Raw genomic sequence first — 23,492 nt, 5'->3', positions numbered from 1 at the left:
CTTCCCGCGCCTTCCGGGGTCAGCTCGGACTTTTGGCGAGCAGCCGGCGCAGCGCGGACGCGGACAGGTCGATCCGGTAGCGGTACGCGTCCAGGCCGTCCAGGTCACGGGCGTGTTCCCGGTACGCCGCCGTCAGCGCCGCCCGGGCGTCCCCGACCCGGGCCGTCTCCACGCCGGCCAGGTCGTCGACCATGCGTTCGGCGTCGGCGCGCAGCGTGTCGAACGCCGACGAGGTCGCCGCCAGCAGTTCGGTGCGATAGACGTCGAGCCGTTCGGCGAGTTCCGGCCAGCCGACCTCGAGGTAGGTGCCGGCCAGGGTCTCCATGGTCGCTGTGGCGGCGGCGACCGCGGCCACCACGGCGGCGGGCACGGTCGTCGCGGGGGCGTCCGGTGTCGCCGCGCTGAGCACCGCGGCACCGATCTTCCAGGCCCGGGTGACGTCCGCGGACCGGTCGGCCCACGGGCGTGCCGCCCGGGGCTGCCAGGCGCCGACCCGGTGGAACGTGTCGTCGTACGCGGTGGCCAGGTCGCGCAGGGCCGCCTCGGTCTCGCCCGCGACCGCCTTGAACCGGGCGGTCAGGATCCGGCGGTTGAGGGCGGACCACTCCTCGAGACGGCGCACCGCGCGTTCCTGCACGACCGTGCCGAGTTCGCCGGCCAGCCGGTCACGCTGCCGGCGGTTGGCCGCGCGTCCCCGCCAGCCGTCCTGCCAGCTGGGCAGCACGGTACGGGTGAGGACGCCGGGCAGTTCGGCGGCGAACTCGGCCAGCGCCCGCTGGTAGCTGGCCTCCACCGCGGCCCGCGCCTCGTGGCGGGCGACCCGGATCGCCTCCAGCAGGCCGCGGTGCCGGCGGGCCACCGCGTCCAGTTCGCTCTCGAGGTTCAGGTGTTCCTCCTCGAGCGCGGCGACGTCGTCGCGGACCTCACGTTCCAGGGCGTCGACCCGCTCGTGGAGCAGGCCGGCGCGGGACAGCACCAGGCCGGCGAGCCGGTCGAGAACCTCCTCGGAGGTGCCGGCCCGGAACGCCTCGGCGGCTTCGGTCAGCAGCACCCGGTCGTTCGCGGAGCCCAGCAGGTCGGCGACCGTCGCGAGGTCACCGGCCGCGGTGGCCGCGTCCTCGCGGGTCAGCAGCACGGATTCGTCCGCCACACGACCTCCAGAAGTCAGCATCGTTCTGTCATACGTATCCGCGCGGCTCCCGGATCGGGTCGATCATCCATTGTCTGAAGCCGATCGTCCGAGGCCGGCATGGATCAGTCCAGGACAGAGCATGGAGGAGAGGGGTACGAGTCGGCTGACCCGTACCCCGAAAGAGCGAACGCGGCAGGTCCTGCCGCGCCCACCGTCGTTTCGTGCGAGGTTGCGCGGGTACGTGATCATGTGACGGAAAATCGAACATGATCATGATGGAGGATATTTCGTGCGGTCGATCCGGGCAATCTCCCTCGGCACAGTTCTGGTCCTCGGTCTCCCGGCGTGTTCCTCGTCCACCGAACCGGCGGCCTCCGGCACGTCCACCCCGTCCGAGGCGGCGGCCACCGCCACCACCGAATCCACCGGCGCGTCGACGTCGTCCCCGGAGGCCACCACGTCCACAGAGGCCGCCTCGGCCGACGACGTCCTGGCCGGCAAGCGCAAGGTCCTGATCCACATCGCCGAGGACGACAAGGACTGGAGCGCCTCCTACGAGGGGCCGGTCGAGATCGGCGACGGCACCGACGACGGCGCGCTCTGGAAGATCGTCCCGGCGGCCGGCGACAAGTACCTGATCGAGGCGCTGCGGCCGCGCGAGGAGGGCGGCCGGTGGTGCGTGAAGGCCGACGACACGACCGAACCGGTCAGCCTCGGCACGACCAGGTGCGCGGAGAACGCGGACACCCTGTTCTCGGTCGTCGCCCTCGACGAGAAGGACGACAAGGGCCGGGCCACCTACTCGTTCACCCACGAGAAGCACGGCACGGTGCAGGTGAGAAACGACGGGTCGGCGCTCTACATCCAGCAGGTCGGCGACGGCGGAGCCCGCGGCTCCTACAGCCTCGTGGACCGCGGCGAGATCAAGTAAGTGACGCTGACCGATAGTCTGCCCGGATGACGCGACACGGGCAGATCGTCAATCTCCGGCCGGAGCGGCGTGCGGAGTACCTCCGTCTGCACGCCGCCGTCTGGCCCCAGGTCGAGGCGACACTGACCAGGAACAACATCCGCAACTACACGATCTTCCTGATCGAGGACACGCTGATCGCCTACTACGAGCACGTCGGCGAGGACCACGACGCGGACATGGCCGCGATCGCCGCGGACCCGGCCACCCGAGAGTGGTGGACGCTGACCGATCCGTGCCAGGCCCCGTGGGGCGCCGGCCCGCCGTCCGGCGCGGGCGGGCCGTGGCGTGACGCGACCGAGGTGTGGCACCTCGACTGATAGCGTCCGGATGATGGAACGAGATCTCCACGCCGCCCGTGAGCTCGCCGCCGCCCTCGCCGTCCAGGCCGGCCGCCTGCAGCTCGAACGCCGCGACAGCCTGCGGATGGGCGCCCCCAAGGCGCACGCCAACGACGTCGTCTCCGATGTCGACATCGCCAGCGAGCAGCTCATCGTGGACGCGATCCGGGCCTCCTGGCCGGACGACAGCATCCAGGCCGAGGAGGGCCACGGCCAGTCCGGCACCAGCGGCTGGACCTGGGTCATCGACCCGCTCGACGGCACCCGCAACTACGTCAGCCGGACCGGGCCGTGGTCGGTGTGCATCGCGCTCTACCAGGGTGACCGGCCCCGGGCCGCGGTCGTGCACGAGCCGGTCGCGGCCGAGACGTTCAGCGCGGTCGACGGCGGCGGCGCCCTGCTGGGTGAGGAGCCGCTGACGGTGTCCGGCGGCGCGCCGCTGGCCGAGGCGCTGATCGGGGTCAGCTTCCAGCCGAACCCGAAGACCAAGGACCGGGCCGGCCGGGTGATCCGCGAGCTGCTCCCGGTCGCCGGTGACATCCGTCGGGTCCCGGCCGCGCTCAACCTGGTCTACCAGGCCGCCGGGCGGCTCGACGGCGGACTGGCCCTGGACACGAACCTGTGGGACATCGCGGCCGGTGCGCTGATCGCCCGCGAGGCCGGGGTGGTCCTCGGCGGCGCGGGTGAGGAGTTCACCACCTCACTGACCATCGGTGCCGCCCCCGCCCTGTGGCCGGAGCTGGCGAAGCTGGTTCGCGCGGCGGCCTGAAACCGCGCGTCCTCCGGCCGATAGTGCTGACGGACGGTCGCACGGTTGGTCAGGGAGGAGTCGCCCGTGACGCGCTCCTTCGGCGAAACGGTCGACATCCGCTCCCTCGTCCCGGAACACGGCACCGGGCCGGAAAAGGTGCGGTCCCTACGCCCCTGGACGGCCTGGCTCGTGGTGGCGACGCTGTACAGCGTCGCGCAGCTCTTCACCGACCCGGCCGGGCCGGTCGGCGGGCTGATGGCGTTCCTGATGCCGGTGATGTTCACCGGGGCGGTGGTCACCGGGGTCCTGCTCAACCGGCCCGTACTCCCCCGGCCCTGGCTGCTGCTGGCCTCCGCCGGGCTGCTCACCATCACCGGGTACGGCATCTGGTTCGCGGGCGCCACCACGCCGGCGTTCGTGGTGTTCATCGGCGTCTACCCGCTGGAGGGGGTGGCGCTGCTGCTCATCGTGCGGGGCGCCTCGTGGCGCAAGGACCGCGCCGGGATGCTCGACACCGCGATGATCAGTGTCGGACTCGCGCTCGCCTGTTGGCTGCTGGTGATCACCCCGTTGATGCGGGTGCAGAACCGCCTGCCGGGCGACGTGCTGACCGCACTGTTCCCGTTCGGGGACGTGTTGCTGCTGGGGGTGCTGATCCGCTTCTTCACCGCCCGGGGACTGCGCAACGCGGCGTTCTGGCAGATCAGCGCCTCCCTGCTGCTGCAGACCGTGACCCACCTGCTCTCCCTGCTGCCGTTCATCGCCGACATCGGCACCGCCGACCTGCGGCCCCTCTCCACGATGGCGAGTTTCCTGCTGGCCGGCGCGGCCGTGCACCCGTCGATGCGGATGCTCAGCGGGCAGCCGCTCACCCCGGTGACCGACATGTCGCCACGGCGGGTCCTGCTGGTCAACCTGGCCTGCGCGGGCGCCCCGGGGCTGCTGATCGTCCAGGGTTTCCTGCAGGACGGCCAGGTCGACTGGCTGGCCGCCGGGATCGGGTGCATCGTGCTGTTCGGCCTGGTCACCCTGCGGATGGTCGACCTGGTCGGCCAGGTACAGGACAAGGCCCGCCAACTCGACGCGGTCGCCCACATCGACGCGCTCACCACCCTGCCGAACCGGCGGGCGTGGGACCTGGAGCTGCACCGGCGGCTCGCGTCGGCCCGCCGGCACGGCACCCCGGTCGTGGTGGCGATCTTCGACCTGGACCATTTCAAACGCTACAACGACGAACACGGCCACCAGGGCGGCGACGAACTGCTCCACGAGGCGGCGGTCGCCTGGCGCGAGCAACTGCGCCCGGAGGACCTACTGGCCCGGTACGGCGGGGAGGAGTTCGGGGCGGTGTTCGACCACTCCCGGCTGGCCGACGCCGACCACATCATCGAACGGCTGCAGGCGGTGACACCACTCGGGCAGACGTTCTCGGCGGGCGCGGCCCAGTGGGACCGCGCCGAATCAGCGGAACATCTGCTGGCGCGCGCGGACGCCGCCCTGTACGCGGCCAAACGCGCCGGACGCAACCGGGTCTACGTCTCGAGCACGCTGCAGGCCGCCTGAGTCCTCCTCGTAGTAGCACGGGACGGTGCCCGCGTAGAGCGCCGAGAACTGCAGGCTCAACTGCCGTGCCCGGCCCAGGTCGACGGCACCGACCAGCTGCACGTGCTGCTCACCGGCCGCGAAGTCGACGTTCTCCGCCAGGTCGGTGGCCGCCTCGGCCAGGTCAGCGACGTGCTCGAACAGGGTCGCGGCCAGGTCGACGCTGTCCGGGTCGCCGATCGCCCGCAACGCGGCGTCGACGAGGCTGAGATGGTCGCCGACGGTCGTCTCGAAACCGTCGCCGTCCGGGTCGAAGCGGCGCAGACGGTCCTGCACCTCGGGGGCGAGCCGCAGCAGCGGGGAGATCGGGCGGCGCTCGCCGGGCTCGGGCGTGACGAAGTCCAGGGCGGCCGTGAGGATCCGCGACATCAGATCACGCGTCTCCAGGAACCACGGCGCGAAGCCCGGATCGGCATGCCACCCGCAATAGCGCACGATCACCAGCGCGGCGCCGACCTGCCGGTTCTCGGTCATCTCACTGAAGTATCGATGCATGTCCGCTCACTCTGTCCCCGAGGTTCACACTATGGTCCCAGGGTCGTTCAACGGCCGCTCAGCGAGGTTCATTTCCGCCGGTGTACGCCGGGCCACTCCGGCGAGCAGGTCGGCGATCTGCACCCGCGGGTCGTCCCGGGAATCGGTCATCACCAGGCCCGCCAGCGGCGACTCCCCCGTCCCGCCGGCGAGCGCGTCCCGCAGCCGGCTCAGCCGGCCGGTGGTCAGGGCGCTCTGCTCGTCGTGCACCACCAGCACCCGGCGGCCGCCGCGGCTCCAGAACAGCACCGTCTCGGCCAGGGCCGGCAGCATCGGCTCCAACGGGGGCGGGACCGCCGGATCACCGGCGTCGACGCGGGCCAGCATCACGCGTACCCGATCAGGACGCAGGCCCGCCAGGACGGCCCGGGCCGGATCACCCAGCTCGTGGCCCGCCAGGGTGTCGCGGGCCGCCAGGAAACGGTGCAGCACCTCGGCGGCCGGGCGACGGCGTTTGACGCGGACCATGGCGGCGAAGGCGGCCAGAAACGCGTCCCAGTCCTCCGGCGCCGCCGGCCGGGCCTCGTGCAGTGCCACCGCAGCCGGTGCCAGCGCCGGGGGCAGACGGATGCCGGAGGCGTTGGAGGGTTCGCCCAGCAGCAGATCGACGACCCGGGTGACCAGGAAGAACCGCTTGTCGATCACGCGCACGTGGGCACGGCCGGCCAGCGAATCCCGCAGCCAGGCCAGCGCCTCGCCTGCGTCCGGGCGGCGCAGGAGGCGGCCGGATTTCAGCTCGTGCGGCGAGAACCGGAACCCGGACCGCAGCTCGGTGATCAGCGCCGCGGCCTCGGCCCGGCTCAGGTCGACACTGGCGTGGGTGACGACCGGCGCGGCCGAACCCAGCAGGTTGGTGCCGGAGAAACCGGACTCGTCGCAGGCGATCTCGACGACCGGCCCGGCGCCACCCTGCGCCGGCAGCAGACCGCCCTGCAGCGGAGTCCTCATCCCCGGCGATTCTGCCACCCGGTGTCATCGATCTATGCCGGCGGGTGGAACACCGGCGAGTTCTCGAACTCCGCCCTGGTCAGCGAGTACATGAAAAGGTCCCGCCAGCGGCCGTCGCGGAACTGGGTGGCCCGCAGCGTCCCCTCCAGCACGAAACCGAGGCGGCGCAGGGCGCCCTGTTCAGCGGCATTCTCCACATCGGTGTACGCCTCGACCCGCGGCGCCGCCGACACCCGGAACAGGTAGCGCACCAGAGCGCCCTGGCTCTGCGTGCCGATCCCCTGGTAGCGGTGCTCCGGCAGGATCGAGGCACCGATGTTCCAGCAGAACCAGGACGGGGTGCCGTAGTGGACCTTGCGCCAGCCGACGGTGCCGACCGCCTCGCCGCCGGTCCAGACGATCAGGCAGCCGTCGTCGGGACCGATCAGCCCGTCCAGGGTGAGGCGCTGCCGGGTCGCGGCCAGATTGCGGTACCCCGACCAGTTGAACGTGCCACCCGCCTCGGGGTCCACGGCCTGCCGCTGGAAGAGCCAGAGATCACCATCGGTCGCTGGTCGTAGATCGACATCCGGTTCGCCCATCTCGGTCATCACGCTCCGCACTCTGCAACATCCGTCTCAGTCATGTCTGTGTGCACAGGCTAGAAATCGCATCCACCCGGTGGAACGGGAGAGCGTGAGGCACGCTGGACCGTGTGGTGGCAGACACCGACGACTACACGTTCCTGACCGGCGGCACGGTGCTCGGCTTCGATTTCTGTCTGACGTTCGTGCGCGAACACACCCCGGATCAGATCATCGCCCGGCTGGGCGGGCACCAGCCGGTCACGCTCGCCGGGGCACACACGTTGCGCGGCGCGGCGGAGACCGTCAGCGCCTGGCCGGACGTCCACGGCGACACGCACCGCTCGGACCTGCTGTTCGCCGCGGCGGTGCGCTGCGCCGACTGGACGATGCTGCTGGGGCCGGAGGGTCCGTCGTGGTCCGGCGAGGCGGTGTCCTTCCGGCCGCGCGACGGCGGGTTCCGTTGGGTACGCGACGACGAGACCCTCGCCGCCTGTGCCCTCGGTGACCGGGGCGCTCGGGCGTTGACGGAACGGCTCACCGGTGTCCGTGTGACGCCGGAGTTCCTGGCCGCGGCCCGGTTCCGCTGTGCCGGGGTGCCCGACCCGGACCGTCCGGCGCCCGCCGACCGGGTCCTGCGGGAGGCGCGCGAGGAGTTGGTGGACTACGCCGAGCACGGCGACGACGAGCGGGATCCGTGGTTGGAACGCGGTGTCGTCGAGAAGTGCGTCTGTGACACCGGCGACTACGGCGTGATCATCCACGACGAGGACGAGGAGCTGGCCCGGATCATCGCGTACGCCCCGGCGGACCTGCTCGACCGGATCCTCGCCTGGGCCCGTGACCGCGCGTTCCGCCGGGTCGGCGTGCACGGCGCGCCGTGGTTCGCGCCGATCCGGGACCGGCTGGACCGGGGTGTGCCGGTGCCCGCCGACGAGCTGCGCCGGGCGGATCGCCGGCTGGCCGGCCGGGCCGCGTCCGCGCCGGGCGTGGTGCGGGCGATGTTGCGCCCGCCGAGCTCGGACACCCCGGCCGGTGTGGTGTGCGAGGCGATCTGTGATGCCGCCGAGGCGGAGGACGGCGATTACCGCACGGTGGTGGCGGATCTGCGCGACGACCTGGCGGCCGGCCTCGCCATCGAACTGCCGCCGCGACCGCACCGGCGGGAGACCGCCACCGCCCTGCGCCGGCGGCTCGCGGCCGCCGACGCCGGGTGGTATGCGGGACTGTGAGGGTCAGGCGGTGATCTCGGAGGCTGCCGGGGCCTTGACGTCGACCGGGGTGCCGAAGTCCGAGTACGACATCTTCATCGTCTGGGCCGCGGCGCCGCCGACCGACGGCATGGTCAGCTCGTAGGTGGCCAGCCGGCCCTCGCTGTCGAAGGTCGCCTTGATCGGGGCGGTCTTGTCGGTGAGCCGGCTCAGCATGGCGTCGGTCATGCCCAGCGACGTGCCGGACTCGGCCAGGTCGATGGTGCCGCTGACCGCGTTGTCGCCGTCCCACTTGACGTCCGCGGCGTTCTTCATCGTGGTGGAGATCGCGGAGGCGTCGAAGCTGCCGAGCGTGCCCATCTGGGAGGCTTCGCTGCTCAGCTTGCGCCAGGTCTTGCCGTCCATGCCCGGCAGGTCCACGCCCGGCATGGTCATCTTGATGTACGTGACGCCGTCGACGGTGCGCATCTCGGACTTGATGGTGGTGCCCTCGGACTCGACGTCCATGGTGAATTCGCTGTTCTTGCTCTTCGGGTCCAGGACGCCGGTCATGGTGCCGTTGGCGCCCATGTCGATCGCCATCTTGAAGGACTCCTCCTGGAGCTTCGCGGCGGCGTCGGCGAGCGCGGTCGTGGCGTCCTTGTCCGTGGACGCGCCGGCGGCCGCGGAGTCGCCGCCGCCGCTGCTGTTCGAGGTGCTCTTGCCGGCGCATCCGGAGACCGCGAGCACGGCCGCGACGGCCAGTGCCGCGCTGCCGCGCAGAAGGGTGCGTGTAGTCATGTGGTGCCTCCCCGTTGTCGCGTTCCCACTTTTCTGTGGAGACGCCGAGCAGGCACGATAGCGACCGGGTACGACATCGCCCAGGAGGGGTCACCCGTGCCCGGTCAGGCCAGGACGGTCTCCGCCGCTCGCAGGGGTTTGCCGAAGAGCCAGCCCTGCGCCAGGTCGCAGGCCTGGTCGCGGAGCCAGTCGCGCTGCAGCTCGGTCTCCACGCCCTCGGCCACCACCCGCAGGTCGAGCTCGCGGGCCATGGCCAGCACCGCCCGTACGATCGACTCGTTCGCCCCGTGCTGTCCCACGTCGTTGATGAACGACCGGTCCAGTTTGACGATGTCGACGGGCAGCCGGTTGAGGTAGCTCAGCGACGAGTACCCGGTGCCGAAGTCGTCGACGGCCATCACGACGCCGATCTCGTGCAGTTCGGCGAGCGTGGCCAGGGCGGTCTCGATGTCCTCCATCACGCCCGACTCGGTGATCTCCAGCCAGAGCGCGTCGGGCGGCAGACCGGTCTCGGCCAGCACCTCGCGGACCACCACCGCCAGGTCCCGGTCACGCAGCTGGCGGACCGAGACGTTCACCGACATGTGCAGGGCACGGGCCCCCGGCGGGCGCTGTGCCCGCCACCGCGCCAGGCATCCGGCGGCCTCGCGGAGCAGCCACGCGCCGGCGTCCACGATCAGGCCGGTCTCCTCGGCGACCGGGATGAACCGCAGCGGCGAGATGAACCCCAGCTCCGGGTGCTCCCAGCGCATCAGCGTCTCGAAGCCGTCCACCTCGCCGGTGGCCAGGTCGACGATCGGCTGGTAGGTGGCGTACAGCTCGCCGCGTTCGAGGGCGCCGCGGAACGCCTGCTCCAGCGACATCCGGTCCTTGAGGTCCTCGCGCAGCGACGTGTCGAACAGCGCGTACGCGTTACGCCCCGACCCTTTCGCCTTGTACATCGCGGTGTCCGCGTCCCGGATCAGTTCCAGGGCCTCCGCGGTGCCGCCCGCCTTCGCCACGCCGATCGACGCGGACACCACCACGTCGCCCACCGACAGCGGGAACGGCTGTTCGAACAGCGCCAGCAGCCGGCCGGCCACCGACTCGGCGAGGATGCTGTGCGACGGGCCGGCCAGGGCGATCACGAACTCGTCGCCGCCGATCCGGGCGACCAGGTCGGTGCTGCGCACGTGCGCGCTGAGCCGGCCGGCGACCGCGCAGAGCAGTTCGTCGCCGATCTGGTGGCCCCAGTGGTCGTTGACCATCTTGAACCGGTCCAGGTCGAGGAAGAGCAGGCTGATCTCCTGCTGGTCGGCGACCGCCTGCCCGCTCCACGCGCCGATCGTGTCGCTGAGCAGTTCCCGGTTGGGCAGGTCGGTCAGCGCGTCGTGGGTGGCCCGGCGCCGGATCGCGTTCTCGGCGCGGGCCCGCGAGTTGTTGGAGCGGACCACCCGGAACAGCACGGTCAGGATGAGCACGCTGCACAGCAGCACCCGGACGGCGCCGTCGACGAACCCGGTGATCGGCTCGACGATCGCGACGATCACCGGGCCGAGCATCGCCGCCGCGATCAGCGCGGTCCGGGTGAACGACAGCGTCCGGACCATGATCTGTTGCGGCTGGGTGAGCGTACGCATCGACGGGTGCACGCAGCCGGCCCCGAAGAGCAGGAACGCGGCCGAGTAGAGCGCGTCGACCAGGTCGGCCGGCACTCCCGCCAGGTCGCCGTCCCGGATCGAGTAGAGCAGGTCACCGGTGAACAGCAGCGCCGCGCCGAGCACGAACAGCCACAGCGCGGGCGCGCGGGAGCTGCCGGCCAGGGCCAGCTGCGCCACCAGCACCACCAGCACCACGTCGATGACCGGGAAGAACGAGTTCGCGAACTGGATCAGCGGCAGCCCGACCCGCTCGATCGAGGGCGCCACCAGGTAGGTCCAGGCCAGGAAGGCCGATCCGGCGCCGACCAGCACGGCGTCGACCCAGGCCGGGTCGTCGTGGTCGGCACGGCGGCGGCGCAGCATCCCGGCGAACGCGTACGCCGCCATCAGGTAGCCGGGCACGACGAACACGTCCGGGAGCAACGCCATCGGGGTGGGCGGTGACACGGCTGCCCCGGGCACCACGATCCGGGTGATCAGGCCAGCCAGGAACAGCCCCGCGGCGGCGGTCATGTGCCGCCACGGCGCCCGGTCGGCGGGGACGGCGACCCGCCACGCCCCGTACCCGATCGCGGCCGTGCCGGTCAGGAAACCGGCCAGGTTGAGCGGCGCTCGCAGCGGCTGCGGGCCGGCCGTGAGGAACACCACGGTGATCGTCGCGGCGGCGGCGAGGAGCCACGCCGCGGTCCGGGCGTGCCGGGGCGGTGGGCGCTGATCCGGCGGCGCTGCGGGGAACTCGGTGCCGGCGCGTTCGCGCTCGGCGTCGAGCACTCGGGTCACATACCGGTCATCGGCAGGGCACCGTCCGGACTTAGTGCAGGTGCATCGACGACACGCCGAGCTAAACGCGGGTTACCAGATGTGACGAACATCCCCCCGACCGGCCGTCTCAGATCTTGCTCGATAGCGTAGTGCGGGTGACTGCGGGCAAGCCTTTTCGAGAACGCCGGATTTTTCGTAGTACAGCCGTCCTTGCCATGTGCGGGATACTCGCCGGACTGGTGGTTTCGGCCGCCTCGTTCCCGGCGGTCGCCATGGCCGGGCTGGTCGCCAAGGTCGGTTCGGAGGAGCTGGACGACCTTCCCAGCGAGCTGATAACGCAGACCTCGCCGCAGGTGTCGCGGGTCTACGCCGCCGACGGCCGCACGCAGCTCGCCGTGATGTACGACGAGTTCCGCAGCGACGTGTCGTTCGACAAGGTCTCGAAGCACATGCAGGACGCGATGGTCGCCGCCGAGGACCACAAGTTCTACGAGCACAAGGGCGTCGACTTCAAGGGTGTCGCCCGGGCGTTCGTGAACAACAACAACGGCGGTTCCAAGCAGGGCGCGTCGACGCTGACGATGCAGTACGTGCGGATGGCGCTGGCCTACTCGGCGACCGACCCGCAGGAGGTCGTGAACGCGACCAAGGACAGCGTCGAGCGCAAGCTCACCGAGATGAAGTACGCGGTGCAGGTCGAGAAGGAGCTGACCAAGCAGCAGATCCTCGAGCGGTACATGAACATGGCCCCGTTCGGCAACGGTGCGTACGGCATCAACGCCGCCAGCCAGGTGTACTTCAGCAAGAAGCCGGCCGACCTGACCATCGCCGAGGCCGCGATGCTGGCCGGCATGGTCAAGGCGCCGACGGCGTTCGACCCGACCACCAAGACCGGGTACCCGCAGGCCGTCACCCGGCGCGACTACATCGTCGACAACATGCTCAGCATGGGTCAGATCACCGCCGAGGAGGCCGCCGCGGCCAAGAAGGTGAAGGTTCCGACCACGACGAAGCGCCAGAGCAGCGGCTGCGTGTCGGTGTCGAAGAACAACTGGGGCTTCTTCTGCGACTACTTCACCCGCTGGTGGATGTCGCAGGTGGACTTCGGCGAGAACACGTACGACCGGGAGCGCCTGCTGAAGAGCGGCGGCTACAAGATCGTCACGACGCTGGACCTGGACGCGCAGGCGGACGCCCGCAAGGAGATCACCCAGCAGATCAAGGACACCAACCAGAACGCGCTGATGCTCGCCGCGGTCGAGCCCGGCACCGGCAAGGTCCGGGTGCTGGCCGCGAACCGCAAGTACAAGAACGACGACCCGTCCGACCCGCAGAACAAGCTGTCGTCGAACCCGGCGCAGGCCGCCGACGGGATCCGCGGCACGTACCCGAACACCACGAACCCGATCATCACCGGTAGCAGCGGCATCCCCGGTTACCAGGCCGGATCGGTGTTCAAGATGTTCACCATGGTCGCCGCGGTCGAGGCCGGCATGGGGCTGGACACCACGATCACCTCGCCGGCGAAGTACAAGTCGCAGTACCCGGACTCGGGTCCGGGCAACTGCGGCGGCTACTGGTGCCCGAGCAACGCGGGTGCCAGCGAGGCCGGCAGCTTCAACATGTGGACGGCGTTCGGCAAGTCCGTCAACACGTACTTCGTGCCGCTCGAGGAGCGGGCCGGCGCGGAGAACGTGGTCGACGCGGCGGAACGGTTCGGCATCGTCTTCCGCGACGAGGACAACGCCAAGCTGGCGAACGACCCGGACTCGGCGCACAACTGGGGCTCGTTCACCCTGGGCGTCTCGCTCTCCACCCCGCTGGACATCGCCAACGCGTACGCCACCCTCGCCGCCGACGGCAAGTACTGCGCGCCGACGCCGATCGAGAGCATCACCACCGCCGACGGTACGAAGCTCAAGACCGGTCAGGCGAACTGCAAGAAGGCCACCACCAAGTCGGTCGCCCGTAAGGTCCTGGACGCGGCCCGCTGCCCGGTCGGCGACCGGGCCCAGCTCGGCAGCTGCGGGGGCGCGACCGCGCCGCAGGTCCGCAGCGTCGTCGGTCACCCGGTGTTCGGCAAGACCGGCACCACCGACAGCGAGAAGACCGCGTCGCTGGTCGTCGGCACCCGTTCGCTGGTGGTGGCCGGTTACCTGGCCAACCCCGACTGGGCGAACCACACCGACCGGATGTCGCACTACATCGTCAACCCCGCGGTGTACAAGACGCTGGCCGACTACATGGAGGGCAAGGACGTCGAGGAGTTCCCGACTCCGTAGGCGCTACGCACGGCCGACGGCCGTCACCCCCGCCGAACGCGGGAGTGACGGCCGTCGCCGTCTGGCGCAAAAGATCCCCGCGATGCGGTATCCCTGTCTGATGCGGATCTCACGACTGCTCCTGTTGCTCGGTGCCACGGCCGGCCCGCTGTACGTCGCGGTGTCGGTCACCGAGGTGTTCACGCGGGACGGCTTCGACGCCACCCGGCACGCCTGGAGCATGCTCGGCAACGGCGCCTACGGCGGGATCCACAGCACACTGCTGGTGGTCAGCGGCCTGCTGCAGGTCTGCGGCGCCGCGGGGCTGTACTGGGTGACCCGCAGCCGGTGGACCACCGTCCTGCTCGCCCTGTACGGCCTCGGCATGATCGGCGGCGGCTTCTTCACCGCCGACCCGGGACGCGGTTTCCCGCCCGGCACCCCCGAGGAGGTGCCGGTCAGCACGCACGGCATCCTGCACTTCGTCTTCGGCGGCATCGGTTTCCTCGGGCTGGCCGCCGCCAGCGTGTTCCTGGCCCGCCGTTTCGCCGCCGAGGACGAGCGCCGGCTGGCCCTGTGCTCCTGGGCCACCGGTGCGCTCCTCCTGGTCACCTTCGTCGCGCTGGCCGCGACCGGCGGTCCGGCCTGGGCGCTGGTGGCCTTCACCGCCGCCGTGGTCCTGGTCTCCGGCTGGCTGACGGCCGTCTTCCTGCACTACCGGGGTACGGCGTAGGCGTACTGCTCGAGGAAGCGGGGCTGCGCGCCGAGCTCGCGGGCGGCACGGTTCGGCCAGGACGGGTCGTCGAGCAGGGCGCGACCGAGCAGGACCACGTCGGCCTGACCGGTGGTGATCAGCTCGTCGGCCCAGGCGGCGTCGGTGATCCGGCCGACGGCGCCGACCGGCACGTCGCCGGCCTCGGCGCGGAGCCGGGCGGCGATGCTCGTCTGGTAGTCGCGGGTGTCCGGGATGGTGGCCGGGACCAGGCCGCCGGAGGACGCGTCGACCAGGTCGACGCCGTGCTCGCGGGCCCACCGGGTGACCTGGATGGTGTCCTCGACCGTCCAGCCGCCCTCGGTCCAGTCGGTGGTGGACACTCGCAGCAGGACCGGACGGTCGGCCGGCCAGGCGGCCCGGACCACGTCGATCACCTCGAGCAGCAGGCGTGCCCGGTTGGCCAGGCTGCCGCCGTACTGGTCGTCGCGGGTGTTGGACAGCGGCGACAGGAACTCGTGGAGCAGGTAACCGTGTGCCGCGTGCACCTCGGCGACCTGGAATCCGGCGTCGTGGGCACGGCGGGCGGCCTGCGCGAACGCCTCGACCACACCGGCGATCTGCTTCTCGGTCATCGCGGCCGGCTCCGGGTATCCGGGGAACGCCGTCGCGCTCGGGGCGAGGGTGTCCCAGCCGCCGTCGGCGTGCGCGACCGGCTTGCCGCCGAGCCACGGCTTGCCGATCGACGCCTTGCGGCCGGCGTGGGCGAGCTGGATCGCCGGGACCGCTCCCCCGGCGGTGATCGCCGCCGCGATCCGGGCGAACGAGGCGACGTGCTCGTCGTCCCAGATGCCCAGGTCGAACGGGGAGATCCGGCCGTCCGCCAGCACCCCGGTCGCCTCGACCATGACCAGTCCGGCGCCGCCGGCCGCCCGGGCCGCGTAGTGCGCGAGGTGGAAGTCCTCCGGGTGGCCGCCGGTCGCGGAGTAGGTGCACATCGGCGACATCCAGACCCGGTTGGGGATGGTGAGGCCGCGCAGGGTGATCGGCTCGAACAGGCTGGTCATCGAGGTTTCCGTTCTCTCGCCGTATGCTTGTACGAGAGACACCGTAGTACGAAAACCGTCGTACAACCATCAGCGTGACGGAGAATACGACCATGCGCGCGCTCGCCCACCCCGCCCACGACGAGATCGAGCTCGACGCGGTGCTGTCCGCCCTCGCCGACCCGGTCCGCCGCCGGATCGTCCACCAGCTCGCCACCGGACACGACGACCAGGCGTGCATCGCCTTCGACCTGCCGGTCACCAAGTCCACCTCGACGCACCACTTCCGGGTGCTGCGCGAGGCCGGCGTGATCCGGCAGCACTACCAGGGCACGGCGAAGCTCAGCACACTGCGCGCCGACGACCTGGAGACCCGCTTCCCGGGACTGCTCCCGGCGATCCTGACCGCGACCGCCGCGGAGAAGGCCGACCTGGAGAAGGCCGGCACGGAGAAGATCGGCACGGAGAAGGCCGACCTCTGAGGGCGACCGTCAGCTGAGCGTCACGGCCTGGATGTCGATGTTGCCGCAGGACGGGTGGAACTGCGCGGTGGTCGCCCAGGTGAGCCGCAGCGTCTGACCGGCCGCCGCCTGGAAACGGATCACCCACTGGGCGGTGCTGATCGCCTCCCGGTTCTCCAGCTCCGCCGTCGCGGTCCGGCCGGCCACCGTCGCGGTCAGTCTCGCGCGGGCCATCCACACCCCGGCGTACAGACGCAGCGTGCGCCTCGACGGCGTGGCCGCCACGGAGAGTGTGAACGTGCCGTCGCTGTCGCAGGTGTACAGACCGGTCGTGGTGGCGCCGACGAACGAGGTCGGCGTGCCGCCGATCCAGCGGAACGTCTCCGGGTTGTTGTCGTACCGGCCGCGCTCGCCGACACCGCCCAGACCCTTGATCTCACCGGTGCCGCCGGCCCGCCGGTTCACCGAGGTGGCACTGCTCAGCCCGAAGTGCACCCAGTCCCGGGTGCCCTGATCGTCGACGTCGACCACCGCCGGCACCAGTGCCCGGGTGATGTTCACCGACGCGGCGACGGCCGGCGGCCTCGACGACGGGGGCCTGGTGGTCGGCTCCGGCTCGTCCTCGATCGGCAGCGGCGCGTCGCTGGTGGGCGCGGACGACGCCGGGGCCGACGGCAGCGGGATCTCCGACGGCGAGGCCGGCAGCATCGCCGGGGGGACCCAGCGTTCCGGCAGCGCCTGCGACGACGAACCGGTCTGCGAGGCCGCCCCGGGACGCAGGATCAGGACGGTCGTGCTGATCAGCGCGGCACTGGCCAGCACCGCCAGCGCGAGCGTCCACCGCGAACCGGGTGACGTGGTCGGCGGCGCGGAACCGTCACCCGCGGCGAGTGCCGGCCGGGCCCGGTCGACGCCGGCCGGACGGTACCGCGGGATCCAGCCGTACTGCAGTGAGGGCCGGATCGGCTGCTCGTCGTTCTCGTCGTGCGTCGTCACCCGGGGCCACCTCGGTCGCGTCACGCTTCGTCGATCAGCCACCCTACCGATACCGGCCGGAGATGGACACCTTTGCGGGGTACGCGTGAAGCGGCCCGGCCGGTCGGCGGTTCGGCGATACGTGGGCCGGGTGCTCGGCACGGTGCATGCCGGGAGTCGTGGTGCGGTGGTCCCGGGTGTTCGACGCGTACCCCCAAGAATTCGATCTTCTGTTTCTGATCCTTTTCGGGCGGTGGAGTTACCCGAACGTTTGACTCCTTTGACGCGCCCGCACCAAACGGAGAAGAATTGCTCGTGAATCGATTCCGGTGACCTTTCCCGCGGCATGCGTGACGCTGCCCTACGTGCCCGGAAAGGCTTTTCGCGTGCTCAGAGGGCTTTATCGGCATGCACGGGGCGCGGTGTGTGGAAAATGGAGGATGAACGGCTATGAGTGACGTGTTCCCCACGGGCGGGGACCAGCCCTGGGAGCTCACCGGCTCCTACGTCGTCCTGCTCGCCGAGGACGACACCGACGCCGGCATCGCGGCCATGGAGGAGAGCGTCGGGACGCGCGCCACCGACGCCGGCGTGCTCGGTGGTGACGCGGTGGTGGTGTTCGACGAGATCGGCGTGGCGGTGGTGACCCCCGGCACGGACCGGCAGGAGTCGATGCTGGCCGCGGCGGCCGCCTCCCCCGCGGTGCTCGCCGTCGAACCGGAGCGGTTCCTCTATCCGGTCGGCGACTACCTGAGCGGGTACGCGGACGGCGTCAACGACCTCGTCGCCCGGCTGCGCGGGTCCGCCGCGGCGGGCCCGGTCACGGCTCCCGGCACCGGCACCGGCGTCGCGCCGCTCGACGAGAGCCGGGCCACCTGGGGTCTGCAGGCCACCCGGGTCCTCGAATCGTGCCGGACCGGCAACGGGGTCCGCGTCGCCGTCCTCGACACCGGCATGGCGCCGAACCACCCCGACTTCGCCGACCGGATCGTCAAACGGATGTCGTTCGTGCCCGGCGAGGACGCCGACGACCAGCACGGACACGGCACCCACTGCGTCGGCACCGCCTGCGGTTCCCGCGACCCGAAGACCCTCCCCCGCTACGGCGTGGCGACCCAGAGCGAGATCTTCGCCGGCAAGGTGCTCGGCAACTCGGGACGCGGCACCGACCGGGGCATCCTCGCCGGCATCGACTGGGCCGTCACCGAGGGCTGCCGGGTGATCTCGATGTCGCTGGGCGCGCCGGCCCGGCTCGGCGACACCTACTCCAAGGTGTACGAGGAGGTCGCCCGCCGCGCCCAGGCCAAGGGCACCATCATCGTGGCCGCGGCCGGCAACGAGAGCCGCCGCCCCGGCGTGGTCAACCCGGTCGGCCATCCGGCGAACTGCCCGTCGATCATGGCGGTGGCCGCGGTCGGCCCGGACCAGTCGGTCGCCTGGTTCTCCTGCTCGGGTCAGAACCCGGACGGCGGCCAGGTCGACGTCGCCGCCCCCGGCGTCGACGTGCTGTCGTCGGTGGCCCCGGACGGCTACCGCCGGCTCTCCGGCACCAGCATGGCCACCCCGCACGTGGCCGGCATCCTGGCCCTGCTCGCCGAAGCCGACCCGGGCGCCACCCCGGCCGAACTGTGGGTACGCCTGCAGGCCGGGGCGAAACGTCTGCAGGCCCCGTCGGCGGATGTCGGCGCGGGCCTGGTCCAGGCCCCGTGACACCAACCGGATGATCGCGGTGACGGTGCTCGTCGACCAGGACCGGCTGGACGCGGTGGCCGAGGCGCTGCGCCGGTCCGGCCTGCTCGTCGACGAGGTGCACGCCGGCATCGGCGTGGTGTCCGGTCGTGTCCCGCCGGACCGGCTAGCCGGACTGCACGAGGTGGACGGCGTGCTCTCGATCGAGGCGGAACGCACCTACGAGCTCTGACCGGCCTCCTCGATCGACGGCGGGGCGGTCAGCTCCTGCCGCCGCTGCCGGCGCTTCTGCTCCCGGGTGATCCACCGGACGCCGTCGACCACCACCGACTCGAGGACGTGCTGCGCGACCTCGACACCGGTGGCCTCCAGGGCGAGCCGGGCGACCAGGTCACCCGGCTCGGAGGCGGCACGCAGCTCCTCGAAGCGGTCCAGTGCGATCTCCACGGCAGTGCCCGAGTCCAGCCGGATCACGAACGTGCGCTGGAAGACCCGAACCGCCGACGTGGCACGGGGCAGGGCGACCTCGGTCAGCGAGCCGTCCGGTGCCGGTACCGGCACCGGCTCGTCCGCCGGGGTGTGCAGCGCGCTCCGGACGCTCACCTGGGCGACCTGGACCTCCCGCAACGCCCCGTACGGCACCGCCCGCCGGGTCTCGTTGTACAGATCGCCCTCCCCGAAGTCGAGGTGCGACTGGAACTGCCGCAGCCCGGTCCGGGTGAGCAGGAAGACCGTGAGCAGATATTCGCTGTACCGGATCGGGCCGAAGGCCTCCCGGGCCCGCTGCGCGTCCGCCTCGCCGGTGGCCAGTTGCACCGTGCAGATCACGGTGTGCGGGCGGACACCGTGCTCGCTCATCACGTCGGCGGTGAAGACGTCGACGTCCTGGGCCAGCCAGTCGGCCATCTCCTGGTCGGTCGGCCGTCCCCGCAACTGCTCGCTCCACCACGCCCAGCGGATCCGCTCGGCGGCGTACCGGAGACCCTCGGCCGCGGTCCGGACCCGGTGGGCGGACCACAGGGCCAGCCGCTTCACCAGCAGATGACCGAGCGATGCCGCGCCCGCGGCCAGGGCGAGCAGCGGAATCAGGTCGGTGGCGGCGACGACCGGTGTCATCCCGCCGGCGAGGATCAGCACGGTGACGCCGAGCATGGCGACACCGGTCCACATCGTGCGGCGCAGCCAGGTCCGTTCCCGGTACCGGTGCTCGAAGCCGTCGAGGCCGTGAGTCCGCCACTGCTCGTACGTCTGCAGCGCGTGCCAGTGGGCCAGCCAGCGCAGACGGCCGTACTCGACGTCGTCCTCGTCGTAGCCCGCGACGATCTCGCGGGCTAGGGTGAGCCGCAGACCGGCGGTCGCCGTCGCCCAGTCCGTCCCCCCGAGCGGGGCGACGTGGCCGAAGTAGTCGTTCACCATCCGCAGCACCGCCGGGTCCGGGACCGCGGTGTCGCCGGACGGACGCCCCTCGTAGCGCTCCCGGAGGTATGTCAGCAGGTTGCGCCGGTGCCCGCGCCACCAGCCGGCGCCCCCGCCCAGCAGCAGGCCGGCCAGGGCGAACGGCAGAGCCGCGGTCACCGCATCCCGGTTGCCCAGACCGTCGATGTGCGACCACACCCGGACCGCACCCACCAGGAACAGCAGCGTGCCGACGAGGAGCAGCCCCTGAGCGGACCGGGACAGCCCCGGAAGCGGCCGGCGCGGGTCCCGGGGTTCGGCGGGGTCCGGGTGGAAGAACTTCCAGACCCGGTCGGCGCGCTGGGCCCGGTTGGCGAGATCGCCGTTGCGCCGTTTCCGGACCTCCGCGATGTAGTCGTCGAAGGCCTTGTCCTTGGCCGGGCCGGCGAGCAGGCCCGCCAGGTGCCGGCGGTGTTCCCACCGCAGCGTCGTCAGGGCGGCGTCCACAAGGCCGGTGTCCTCGACCGCCCCGCCGGCCACGTCGATCAGGGTCAGGACGCTGCGCAGGCGCTCCACGTCGTCGGAGTCCTCGGGCGCGACCGGTCCGGCGACCACCCGGCGGGCTGCGGCGATCGCGTTGTCGTGCCGGTCGAGCAGGTCGCCCCGGGAACGGTCACTGACCGAGGCGACCAGGTAGTGGTAGAGCACCCGGGGACGGTTCCCGATCGGCGACCGGAGCACCTCGTCCAGCAGATCCTCGGCGAACCGGGCCATCCCGGCGTTCAGACGGTGGACGGCGACCTCGTACTTCTCCTCAGGGGTGTAATCGGGCGCCGCGTAATAGACGCTGACGCTGCCGAGGATGGTGCTGTTCTGGCCGATGACCGGGGAGTTGTCGCCGGTGGTGGCCGCGTGGTTCGTGGTGTTCACCGGGGCTCCCCACGGCCGTAGCTGACGGTCACGCCACCGGCGATCGTGCCGCCCGGCCCGATGATCGGCGAGTTCTTCCCGGAGGTGGTCGCGGTGGTGGTGCCGCCGGGTTCCGGGCGCGGGCGGTCGTCGTCACCGGGATCCAGCCGGGCGGCCAGGGCCAGGGCGAACATCGCGGCGTTGGCGGCAGCGACCGGCTGCCAGCCCTCGGCGTCGGTCCGGTCCTTCGCACCGGCCGCGTGGTCGCTGATGCCGCGGATCGTCGCGGTCGGCACCGCGCGGTTGACGTGACCGGCGTGCGCGACACCGGCGCTCTCCATCTCGACCGCGACGGCGTCGGCGAAGGTCTCATGCAGCCGGACCGCCTCCGGGACGGTCCGGCCGTTCACCACGGTCTCCCCCGCGGCGATCGGCTCGAAGTGGACCCGTGGCTGCGGCGTCTCCCCGGCCCACCGCTCATCCATCGCCAGGTGCCGCGCGACCTGGTCGATCTCGTGGGCGAGGGGCCAGGCCTGCGGGTACGCCCGGAAGCCGGTCTCCTCGCTGCGGCCGGACTGGTATCCGTACACCTTGGTGGCGACCACGACGTCACCGAGGGCCAGCCAGTCGCGCAGGCCACCGGCTATCCCGACGAAGAGGACGGCGGACGGCTGATAACGGTTGATGGCTCGCTCGGCGATCACCCCGGCGGCCGGGTTGCCGCGGTCGGTGAGCGCCAGCGCGACCCGGGTGGACCCGCCGGGGACGGAACCCACGTCGAAGTGCGTGCCTGCCGGGTGTTTCTCGGTGGTCAGCTGGTGCAGTCGTCTGCGGACCTCCTGGCGCTCGACCTCCAGCGCCACCAGAACAACGATCATTGTGCGCCCCTCCCCCAGCCCGCCTTATGGTCAGAGTGACCATTGCAGAGCGCAAGCGTAGGCGCGCATCGATGATATGGTCAAGGTGACCAAAAGGAGAATGTCTTCTGTGGATAGAGATGAACCCTGGACCATCCCGCTGGTGGCCGTCACGGTCGACCTGGCGGTCTTCACCATCCTGGAGGATCGCTTCTCGGTCCTTCTGGTGGAACGCGGCATCCAACCGGACCTGGGATCCCTCGCCCTTCCGGGCGGCTTCCTGGCCACCGCCGACGAGGACCTCGCCACCGCGGCGGCCCGGGAACTCGCCGAGGAGACCGGCCTGGACCCGAACCGGATCCATTGGGAACAGCTGGCGACCTACGGGCGGCCGGACCGCGACCCCCGGCGACGGGTGGTGACGGTCTGCTATCTCGCCCTGGTGCCGTCGCCGCCGTCGCCGTCGCCCGGCGGCGACGCCCGGCAGGCCGGATGGCATCCGGTGGACGAGATCCTGGCGGACCCGGGCGCCCTCGCGTTCGACCACGGCGAGATCCTGGCCGACGCGGTCGAACGGGCCCGCGGCAAATTGGAGTACACCACCGTCGCCACCTCGTTCTGCGGACCGGACTTCACCGTGTCCGAACTGCGCCACGTCTACGAGACCGTCTGGAACCGGCGGCTCGACCCGCGCAACTTCCAGCGCAAGGTCCTCACCGTCCCGGACTTCCTCACGCCCACGGGCGGGTCGACCACCCGCAACGGCGGCCGGCCCGCTGCGCTCTACCGGCCGGGACCCGCCCAGCTGATCCAGCTTCCGATCCTCCGCACCCGCGCCGACCTCAAACCGGGGGCCGGCGACTGACCCGAGGAGACGCCGATGTCGATCGAAACGACGAACGACCTGATCCTGGCCGAGTACGAGCAGCTCAAAGCGGAGCAACGGGCCCGGATCGGCCTGCGGGACAACCTGATCTACGTCACGCTGGCCGCCTACGCGGCCATCGCGGTCGCCACCCTGACCGCGCCCGGCCAGGAACGGCTGCTGCTGATCCTGCCGTTCGCCGCCACCGTGCTCGGCTGGACCCACCTGGTCAACGACGAGAAGATCTCCGCTCTCGGCCGGTACGTCCGCTCCGACCTGACCACCCGGCTGGAAACGCTGCGGCCGGAGACCGCGCCGGTCTTCGCCTGGGAGACCACGCACCGCGCGGACCGGCGCCGGGTGCCGCGCAGGTACCTGCAGACCGCGGTCGACCTGGCCACCTTCAACCTGCCCGCGGTCGTGGCCGTCGCCGTCTACTGGGCGAGCGGCATCGACAGCGGCCCGCTCCTCGGCGCGTCCCTGGTGGAACTGGCCGCGACCGGGGTGCTGGCCTGGCAGCGTGTCCTCTACGCCGACCTGCGCTGATCCCTGCGCGCCACGCCACCGACCACGGAAGGCTGCCGCGATGCGGAGACTGACCTACGCGGACGTTCCCCGGCGGGGTGGCGCTGACCCGATACGCGACGAGATGACGGCGGCCCGAGCCACGGTTCGCGTCGGTTCCGCGTACCGTGGCGAGGGTTTCAGCTCTCGCTCTTGATCTGATCGAACTGGGCGGCCATCGCCTCGGCCAGCGCCTGGGCCGCGGACAGCGGGCGGACCATCACCATGAACTCCCCGATCAGCCCGTCGTCGTTCAGGCGCAGGATGTCGCAGCCGGTGATGGCCTTGCCGTTCACCGTCGCCTCGAAGATCAGGACATGGTCGCGGTCGCCGGTGATCTCCCGGGTGTAGCGGAAGTCCTCGAAGACCCGCAGCACTCCGCGGAGGATCGCGGCGGTGATCGGCCTGCCCCGGTAGGGGGTGAACGCCACCGGGCTGATGAACACCACGTCGTCGGCGAGCAGGGCCTCGACGGCCGCGCTGTCGCGTGCCTCGACCGCTTCGCGGAATGCCTTCATGCCCAC

23 protein-coding genes are annotated in these 23,492 nt (G+C 71.3%); 12 read left to right on the top strand and 11 right to left on the bottom strand.

Annotated features, from left to right (window positions below):
• Positions 1-19 precede the first annotated feature (19 nt).
• Complete coding sequence (locus tag WH85_RS27690; protein WP_045744957.1) at positions 20-1,150, bottom strand: hypothetical protein; 1,131 nt, start codon at positions 1,148-1,150, stop codon at positions 20-22.
• 271 nt (positions 1,151-1,421) lie between these two features.
• Between WH85_RS27690 and WH85_RS27685 the strand changes: the two genes are divergently transcribed.
• From WH85_RS27685 to WH85_RS27670, 4 genes are all read left to right on the top strand, one after another.
• Positions 1,422-2,063, top strand: coding sequence for a hypothetical protein (locus WH85_RS27685; RefSeq protein WP_045744956.1), 642 nt, complete (start codon positions 1,422-1,424; stop codon positions 2,061-2,063).
• A gap of 26 nt (positions 2,064-2,089) precedes the next feature.
• Complete coding sequence (locus WH85_RS27680; RefSeq protein ID WP_045744955.1) at positions 2,090-2,422, top strand: L-rhamnose mutarotase; 333 nt, start codon at positions 2,090-2,092, stop codon at positions 2,420-2,422.
• A 13-nt stretch (positions 2,423-2,435) separates the two neighbouring features.
• On the top strand, positions 2,436-3,212 hold the full coding sequence (locus tag WH85_RS27675; protein ID WP_169792491.1) for an inositol monophosphatase family protein: 777 nt from the start codon (positions 2,436-2,438) through the stop codon (positions 3,210-3,212).
• A 66-nt stretch (positions 3,213-3,278) separates the two neighbouring features.
• Positions 3,279-4,757 carry a GGDEF domain-containing protein gene (locus tag WH85_RS27670; protein ID WP_052720849.1) on the top strand — a complete coding sequence of 493 codons (1,479 nt, stop codon included), beginning with the start codon at positions 3,279-3,281 and terminating at the stop codon, positions 4,755-4,757.
• Here the strand turns inward: WH85_RS27670 and WH85_RS27665 are convergent.
• The 3 genes from WH85_RS27665 to WH85_RS27655 are packed head-to-tail and all read right to left on the bottom strand — an operon-like array spanning position 4,656 to position 6,868.
• Positions 4,656-5,291, bottom strand: coding sequence for a hypothetical protein (locus WH85_RS27665; protein ID WP_045744953.1), 636 nt, complete (start codon positions 5,289-5,291; stop codon positions 4,656-4,658). The genes WH85_RS27670 and WH85_RS27665 overlap by 102 nt on opposite strands.
• Before the next feature lie 24 nt (positions 5,292-5,315).
• Positions 5,316-6,278 carry a hypothetical protein gene (locus tag WH85_RS27660; protein ID WP_052720848.1) on the bottom strand — a complete coding sequence of 321 codons (963 nt, stop codon included), beginning with the start codon at positions 6,276-6,278 and terminating at the stop codon, positions 5,316-5,318.
• Positions 6,279-6,310: 32 nt separating this feature from the next.
• Entirely contained in the window at positions 6,311-6,868 is a 558-nt protein-coding gene (locus WH85_RS27655) for a GNAT family N-acetyltransferase (protein WP_045744951.1), read from the bottom strand.
• A gap of 104 nt (positions 6,869-6,972) precedes the next feature.
• Here WH85_RS27655 and WH85_RS27650 point away from each other — a divergent pair, with 104 nt between their 5' ends.
• A complete protein-coding gene (locus WH85_RS27650; protein WP_045744950.1) occupies positions 6,973-8,073 on the top strand; it encodes a DUF6461 domain-containing protein in 1,101 nt (366 codons plus the stop codon).
• 3 nt (positions 8,074-8,076) lie between these two features.
• Here WH85_RS27650 and WH85_RS27645 read toward each other — a convergent pair whose 3' ends face one another.
• Together WH85_RS27645 and WH85_RS27640 are read right to left on the bottom strand one after the other, a co-directional pair.
• Positions 8,077-8,832 carry a hypothetical protein gene (locus WH85_RS27645; RefSeq protein ID WP_045744949.1) on the bottom strand — a complete coding sequence of 252 codons (756 nt, stop codon included), beginning with the start codon at positions 8,830-8,832 and terminating at the stop codon, positions 8,077-8,079.
• Positions 8,833-8,936: 104 nt separating this feature from the next.
• A complete protein-coding gene (locus tag WH85_RS27640; RefSeq protein WP_245674122.1) occupies positions 8,937-11,252 on the bottom strand; it encodes a putative bifunctional diguanylate cyclase/phosphodiesterase in 2,316 nt (771 codons plus the stop codon).
• Positions 11,253-11,449: 197 nt separating this feature from the next.
• On the opposite strand from WH85_RS27640, the gene WH85_RS27635 reads away from it, so the two are divergent.
• Positions 11,450-13,516, top strand: coding sequence for a transglycosylase domain-containing protein (locus WH85_RS27635; protein WP_045744948.1), 2,067 nt, complete (start codon positions 11,450-11,452; stop codon positions 13,514-13,516).
• A 100-nt stretch (positions 13,517-13,616) separates the two neighbouring features.
• The gene (locus WH85_RS27630; RefSeq protein ID WP_245674121.1) at positions 13,617-14,228 is read left to right on the top strand and encodes a DUF998 domain-containing protein; all 612 of its coding nucleotides are present in this window, start codon (positions 13,617-13,619) and stop codon (positions 14,226-14,228) included.
• On the opposite strand, the gene WH85_RS27625 is transcribed toward WH85_RS27630, so the two are convergent.
• On the bottom strand, positions 14,210-15,274 hold the full coding sequence (locus WH85_RS27625) for an NADH:flavin oxidoreductase/NADH oxidase (RefSeq protein ID WP_045744946.1): 1,065 nt from the start codon (positions 15,272-15,274) through the stop codon (positions 14,210-14,212). The two genes, WH85_RS27630 and WH85_RS27625, sit on opposite strands and share 19 nt — an antisense overlap.
• Positions 15,275-15,348: 74 nt before the next feature.
• Between WH85_RS27625 and WH85_RS27620 the strand changes: the two genes are divergently transcribed.
• On the top strand, positions 15,349-15,735 hold the full coding sequence (locus WH85_RS27620; protein ID WP_245674120.1) for an ArsR/SmtB family transcription factor: 387 nt from the start codon (positions 15,349-15,351) through the stop codon (positions 15,733-15,735).
• Positions 15,736-15,744: 9 nt separating this feature from the next.
• On the opposite strand, the gene WH85_RS50765 is transcribed toward WH85_RS27620, so the two are convergent.
• Positions 15,745-16,710: a hypothetical protein gene (locus WH85_RS50765; protein WP_052720847.1), complete on the bottom strand. Its 966-nt coding sequence runs from the start codon at positions 16,708-16,710 to the stop codon at positions 15,745-15,747.
• Positions 16,711-17,139: 429 nt separating this feature from the next.
• On the opposite strand from WH85_RS50765, the gene WH85_RS27610 reads away from it, so the two are divergent.
• On the top strand, positions 17,140-18,399 hold the full coding sequence (locus tag WH85_RS27610; protein WP_045744944.1) for a S8 family peptidase: 1,260 nt from the start codon (positions 17,140-17,142) through the stop codon (positions 18,397-18,399).
• 10 nt (positions 18,400-18,409) lie between these two features.
• A complete protein-coding gene (locus WH85_RS27605) occupies positions 18,410-18,610 on the top strand; it encodes a hypothetical protein (RefSeq protein WP_045744985.1) in 201 nt (66 codons plus the stop codon).
• Here WH85_RS27605 and WH85_RS27600 read toward each other — a convergent pair.
• A complete protein-coding gene (locus WH85_RS27600; protein ID WP_045744943.1) occupies positions 18,598-20,703 on the bottom strand; it encodes a hypothetical protein in 2,106 nt (701 codons plus the stop codon). The genes WH85_RS27605 and WH85_RS27600 overlap by 13 nt on opposite strands.
• Entirely contained in the window at positions 20,700-21,560 is an 861-nt protein-coding gene (locus WH85_RS27595) for a 5'-methylthioadenosine/S-adenosylhomocysteine nucleosidase family protein (RefSeq protein WP_083449303.1), read from the bottom strand. The genes WH85_RS27600 and WH85_RS27595 overlap by 4 nt, the downstream gene beginning before the upstream one ends.
• Positions 21,561-21,660: 100 nt before the next feature.
• On the opposite strand from WH85_RS27595, the gene WH85_RS27590 reads away from it, so the two are divergent.
• Together WH85_RS27590 and WH85_RS27585 are read left to right on the top strand one after the other, a co-directional pair.
• Entirely contained in the window at positions 21,661-22,404 is a 744-nt protein-coding gene (locus tag WH85_RS27590; RefSeq protein ID WP_045744942.1) for an NUDIX hydrolase, read from the top strand.
• Between the two features lie 15 nt (positions 22,405-22,419).
• Positions 22,420-22,950, top strand: coding sequence for a hypothetical protein (locus tag WH85_RS27585; RefSeq protein WP_045744941.1), 531 nt, complete (start codon positions 22,420-22,422; stop codon positions 22,948-22,950).
• Positions 22,951-23,108: 158 nt separating this feature from the next.
• Here WH85_RS27585 and WH85_RS27580 read toward each other — a convergent pair whose 3' ends face one another.
• The gene (locus WH85_RS27580) at positions 23,109-23,486 is read right to left on the bottom strand and encodes a nuclear transport factor 2 family protein (RefSeq protein WP_045744940.1); all 378 of its coding nucleotides are present in this window, start codon (positions 23,484-23,486) and stop codon (positions 23,109-23,111) included.
• Positions 23,487-23,492 lie beyond the last annotated feature (6 nt).

The organism is Actinoplanes rectilineatus (assembly GCF_000962825.1).
GTDB classification, from domain to species: Bacteria; Actinomycetota; Actinomycetes; order Mycobacteriales; family Micromonosporaceae; genus Actinoplanes; species Actinoplanes rectilineatus.
Note: the sequence above shows the minus strand (reverse complement) of the source record. Positions and strands in the feature narration are given on the sequence as shown.

Excerpts from the sequence above, each read along its gene's own strand:
- WH85_RS27680 (WP_045744955.1), top strand. The coding sequence starts at position 2,090 with ATGACGCGACACGGGCAGATCGTCAATCTCCGGCCGGAGCGGCGTGCG.
- WH85_RS27675 (WP_169792491.1), top strand. The coding sequence starts at position 2,436 with ATGGAACGAGATCTCCACGCCGCCCGTGAGCTCGCCGCCGCCCTCGCC.
- WH85_RS27665 (WP_045744953.1), bottom strand. The coding sequence starts at position 5,291 with ATGCATCGATACTTCAGTGAGATGACCGAGAACCGGCAGGTCGGCGCC.
- WH85_RS27660 (WP_052720848.1), bottom strand. The coding sequence starts at position 6,278 with ATGAGGACTCCGCTGCAGGGCGGTCTGCTGCCGGCGCAGGGTGGCGCC.
- WH85_RS27655 (WP_045744951.1), bottom strand. The coding sequence starts at position 6,868 with ATGACCGAGATGGGCGAACCGGATGTCGATCTACGACCAGCGACCGAT.
- WH85_RS27645 (WP_045744949.1), bottom strand. The coding sequence starts at position 8,832 with ATGACTACACGCACCCTTCTGCGCGGCAGCGCGGCACTGGCCGTCGCG.
- WH85_RS27635 (WP_045744948.1), top strand. The coding sequence starts at position 11,450 with ATGTGCGGGATACTCGCCGGACTGGTGGTTTCGGCCGCCTCGTTCCCG.
- WH85_RS27630 (WP_245674121.1), top strand. The coding sequence starts at position 13,617 with ATGCGGATCTCACGACTGCTCCTGTTGCTCGGTGCCACGGCCGGCCCG.
- WH85_RS27625 (WP_045744946.1), bottom strand. The coding sequence starts at position 15,274 with ATGACCAGCCTGTTCGAGCCGATCACCCTGCGCGGCCTCACCATCCCC.
- WH85_RS27610 (WP_045744944.1), top strand. The coding sequence starts at position 17,140 with ATGAGTGACGTGTTCCCCACGGGCGGGGACCAGCCCTGGGAGCTCACC.
- WH85_RS27605 (WP_045744985.1), top strand. The coding sequence starts at position 18,410 with ATGATCGCGGTGACGGTGCTCGTCGACCAGGACCGGCTGGACGCGGTG.
- WH85_RS27595 (WP_083449303.1), bottom strand. The coding sequence starts at position 21,560 with ATGATCGTTGTTCTGGTGGCGCTGGAGGTCGAGCGCCAGGAGGTCCGC.
- WH85_RS27590 (WP_045744942.1), top strand. The coding sequence starts at position 21,661 with ATGTCTTCTGTGGATAGAGATGAACCCTGGACCATCCCGCTGGTGGCC.
- WH85_RS27585 (WP_045744941.1), top strand. The coding sequence starts at position 22,420 with ATGTCGATCGAAACGACGAACGACCTGATCCTGGCCGAGTACGAGCAG.
- WH85_RS27580 (WP_045744940.1), bottom strand. The coding sequence starts at position 23,486 with ATGAAGGCATTCCGCGAAGCGGTCGAGGCACGCGACAGCGCGGCCGTC.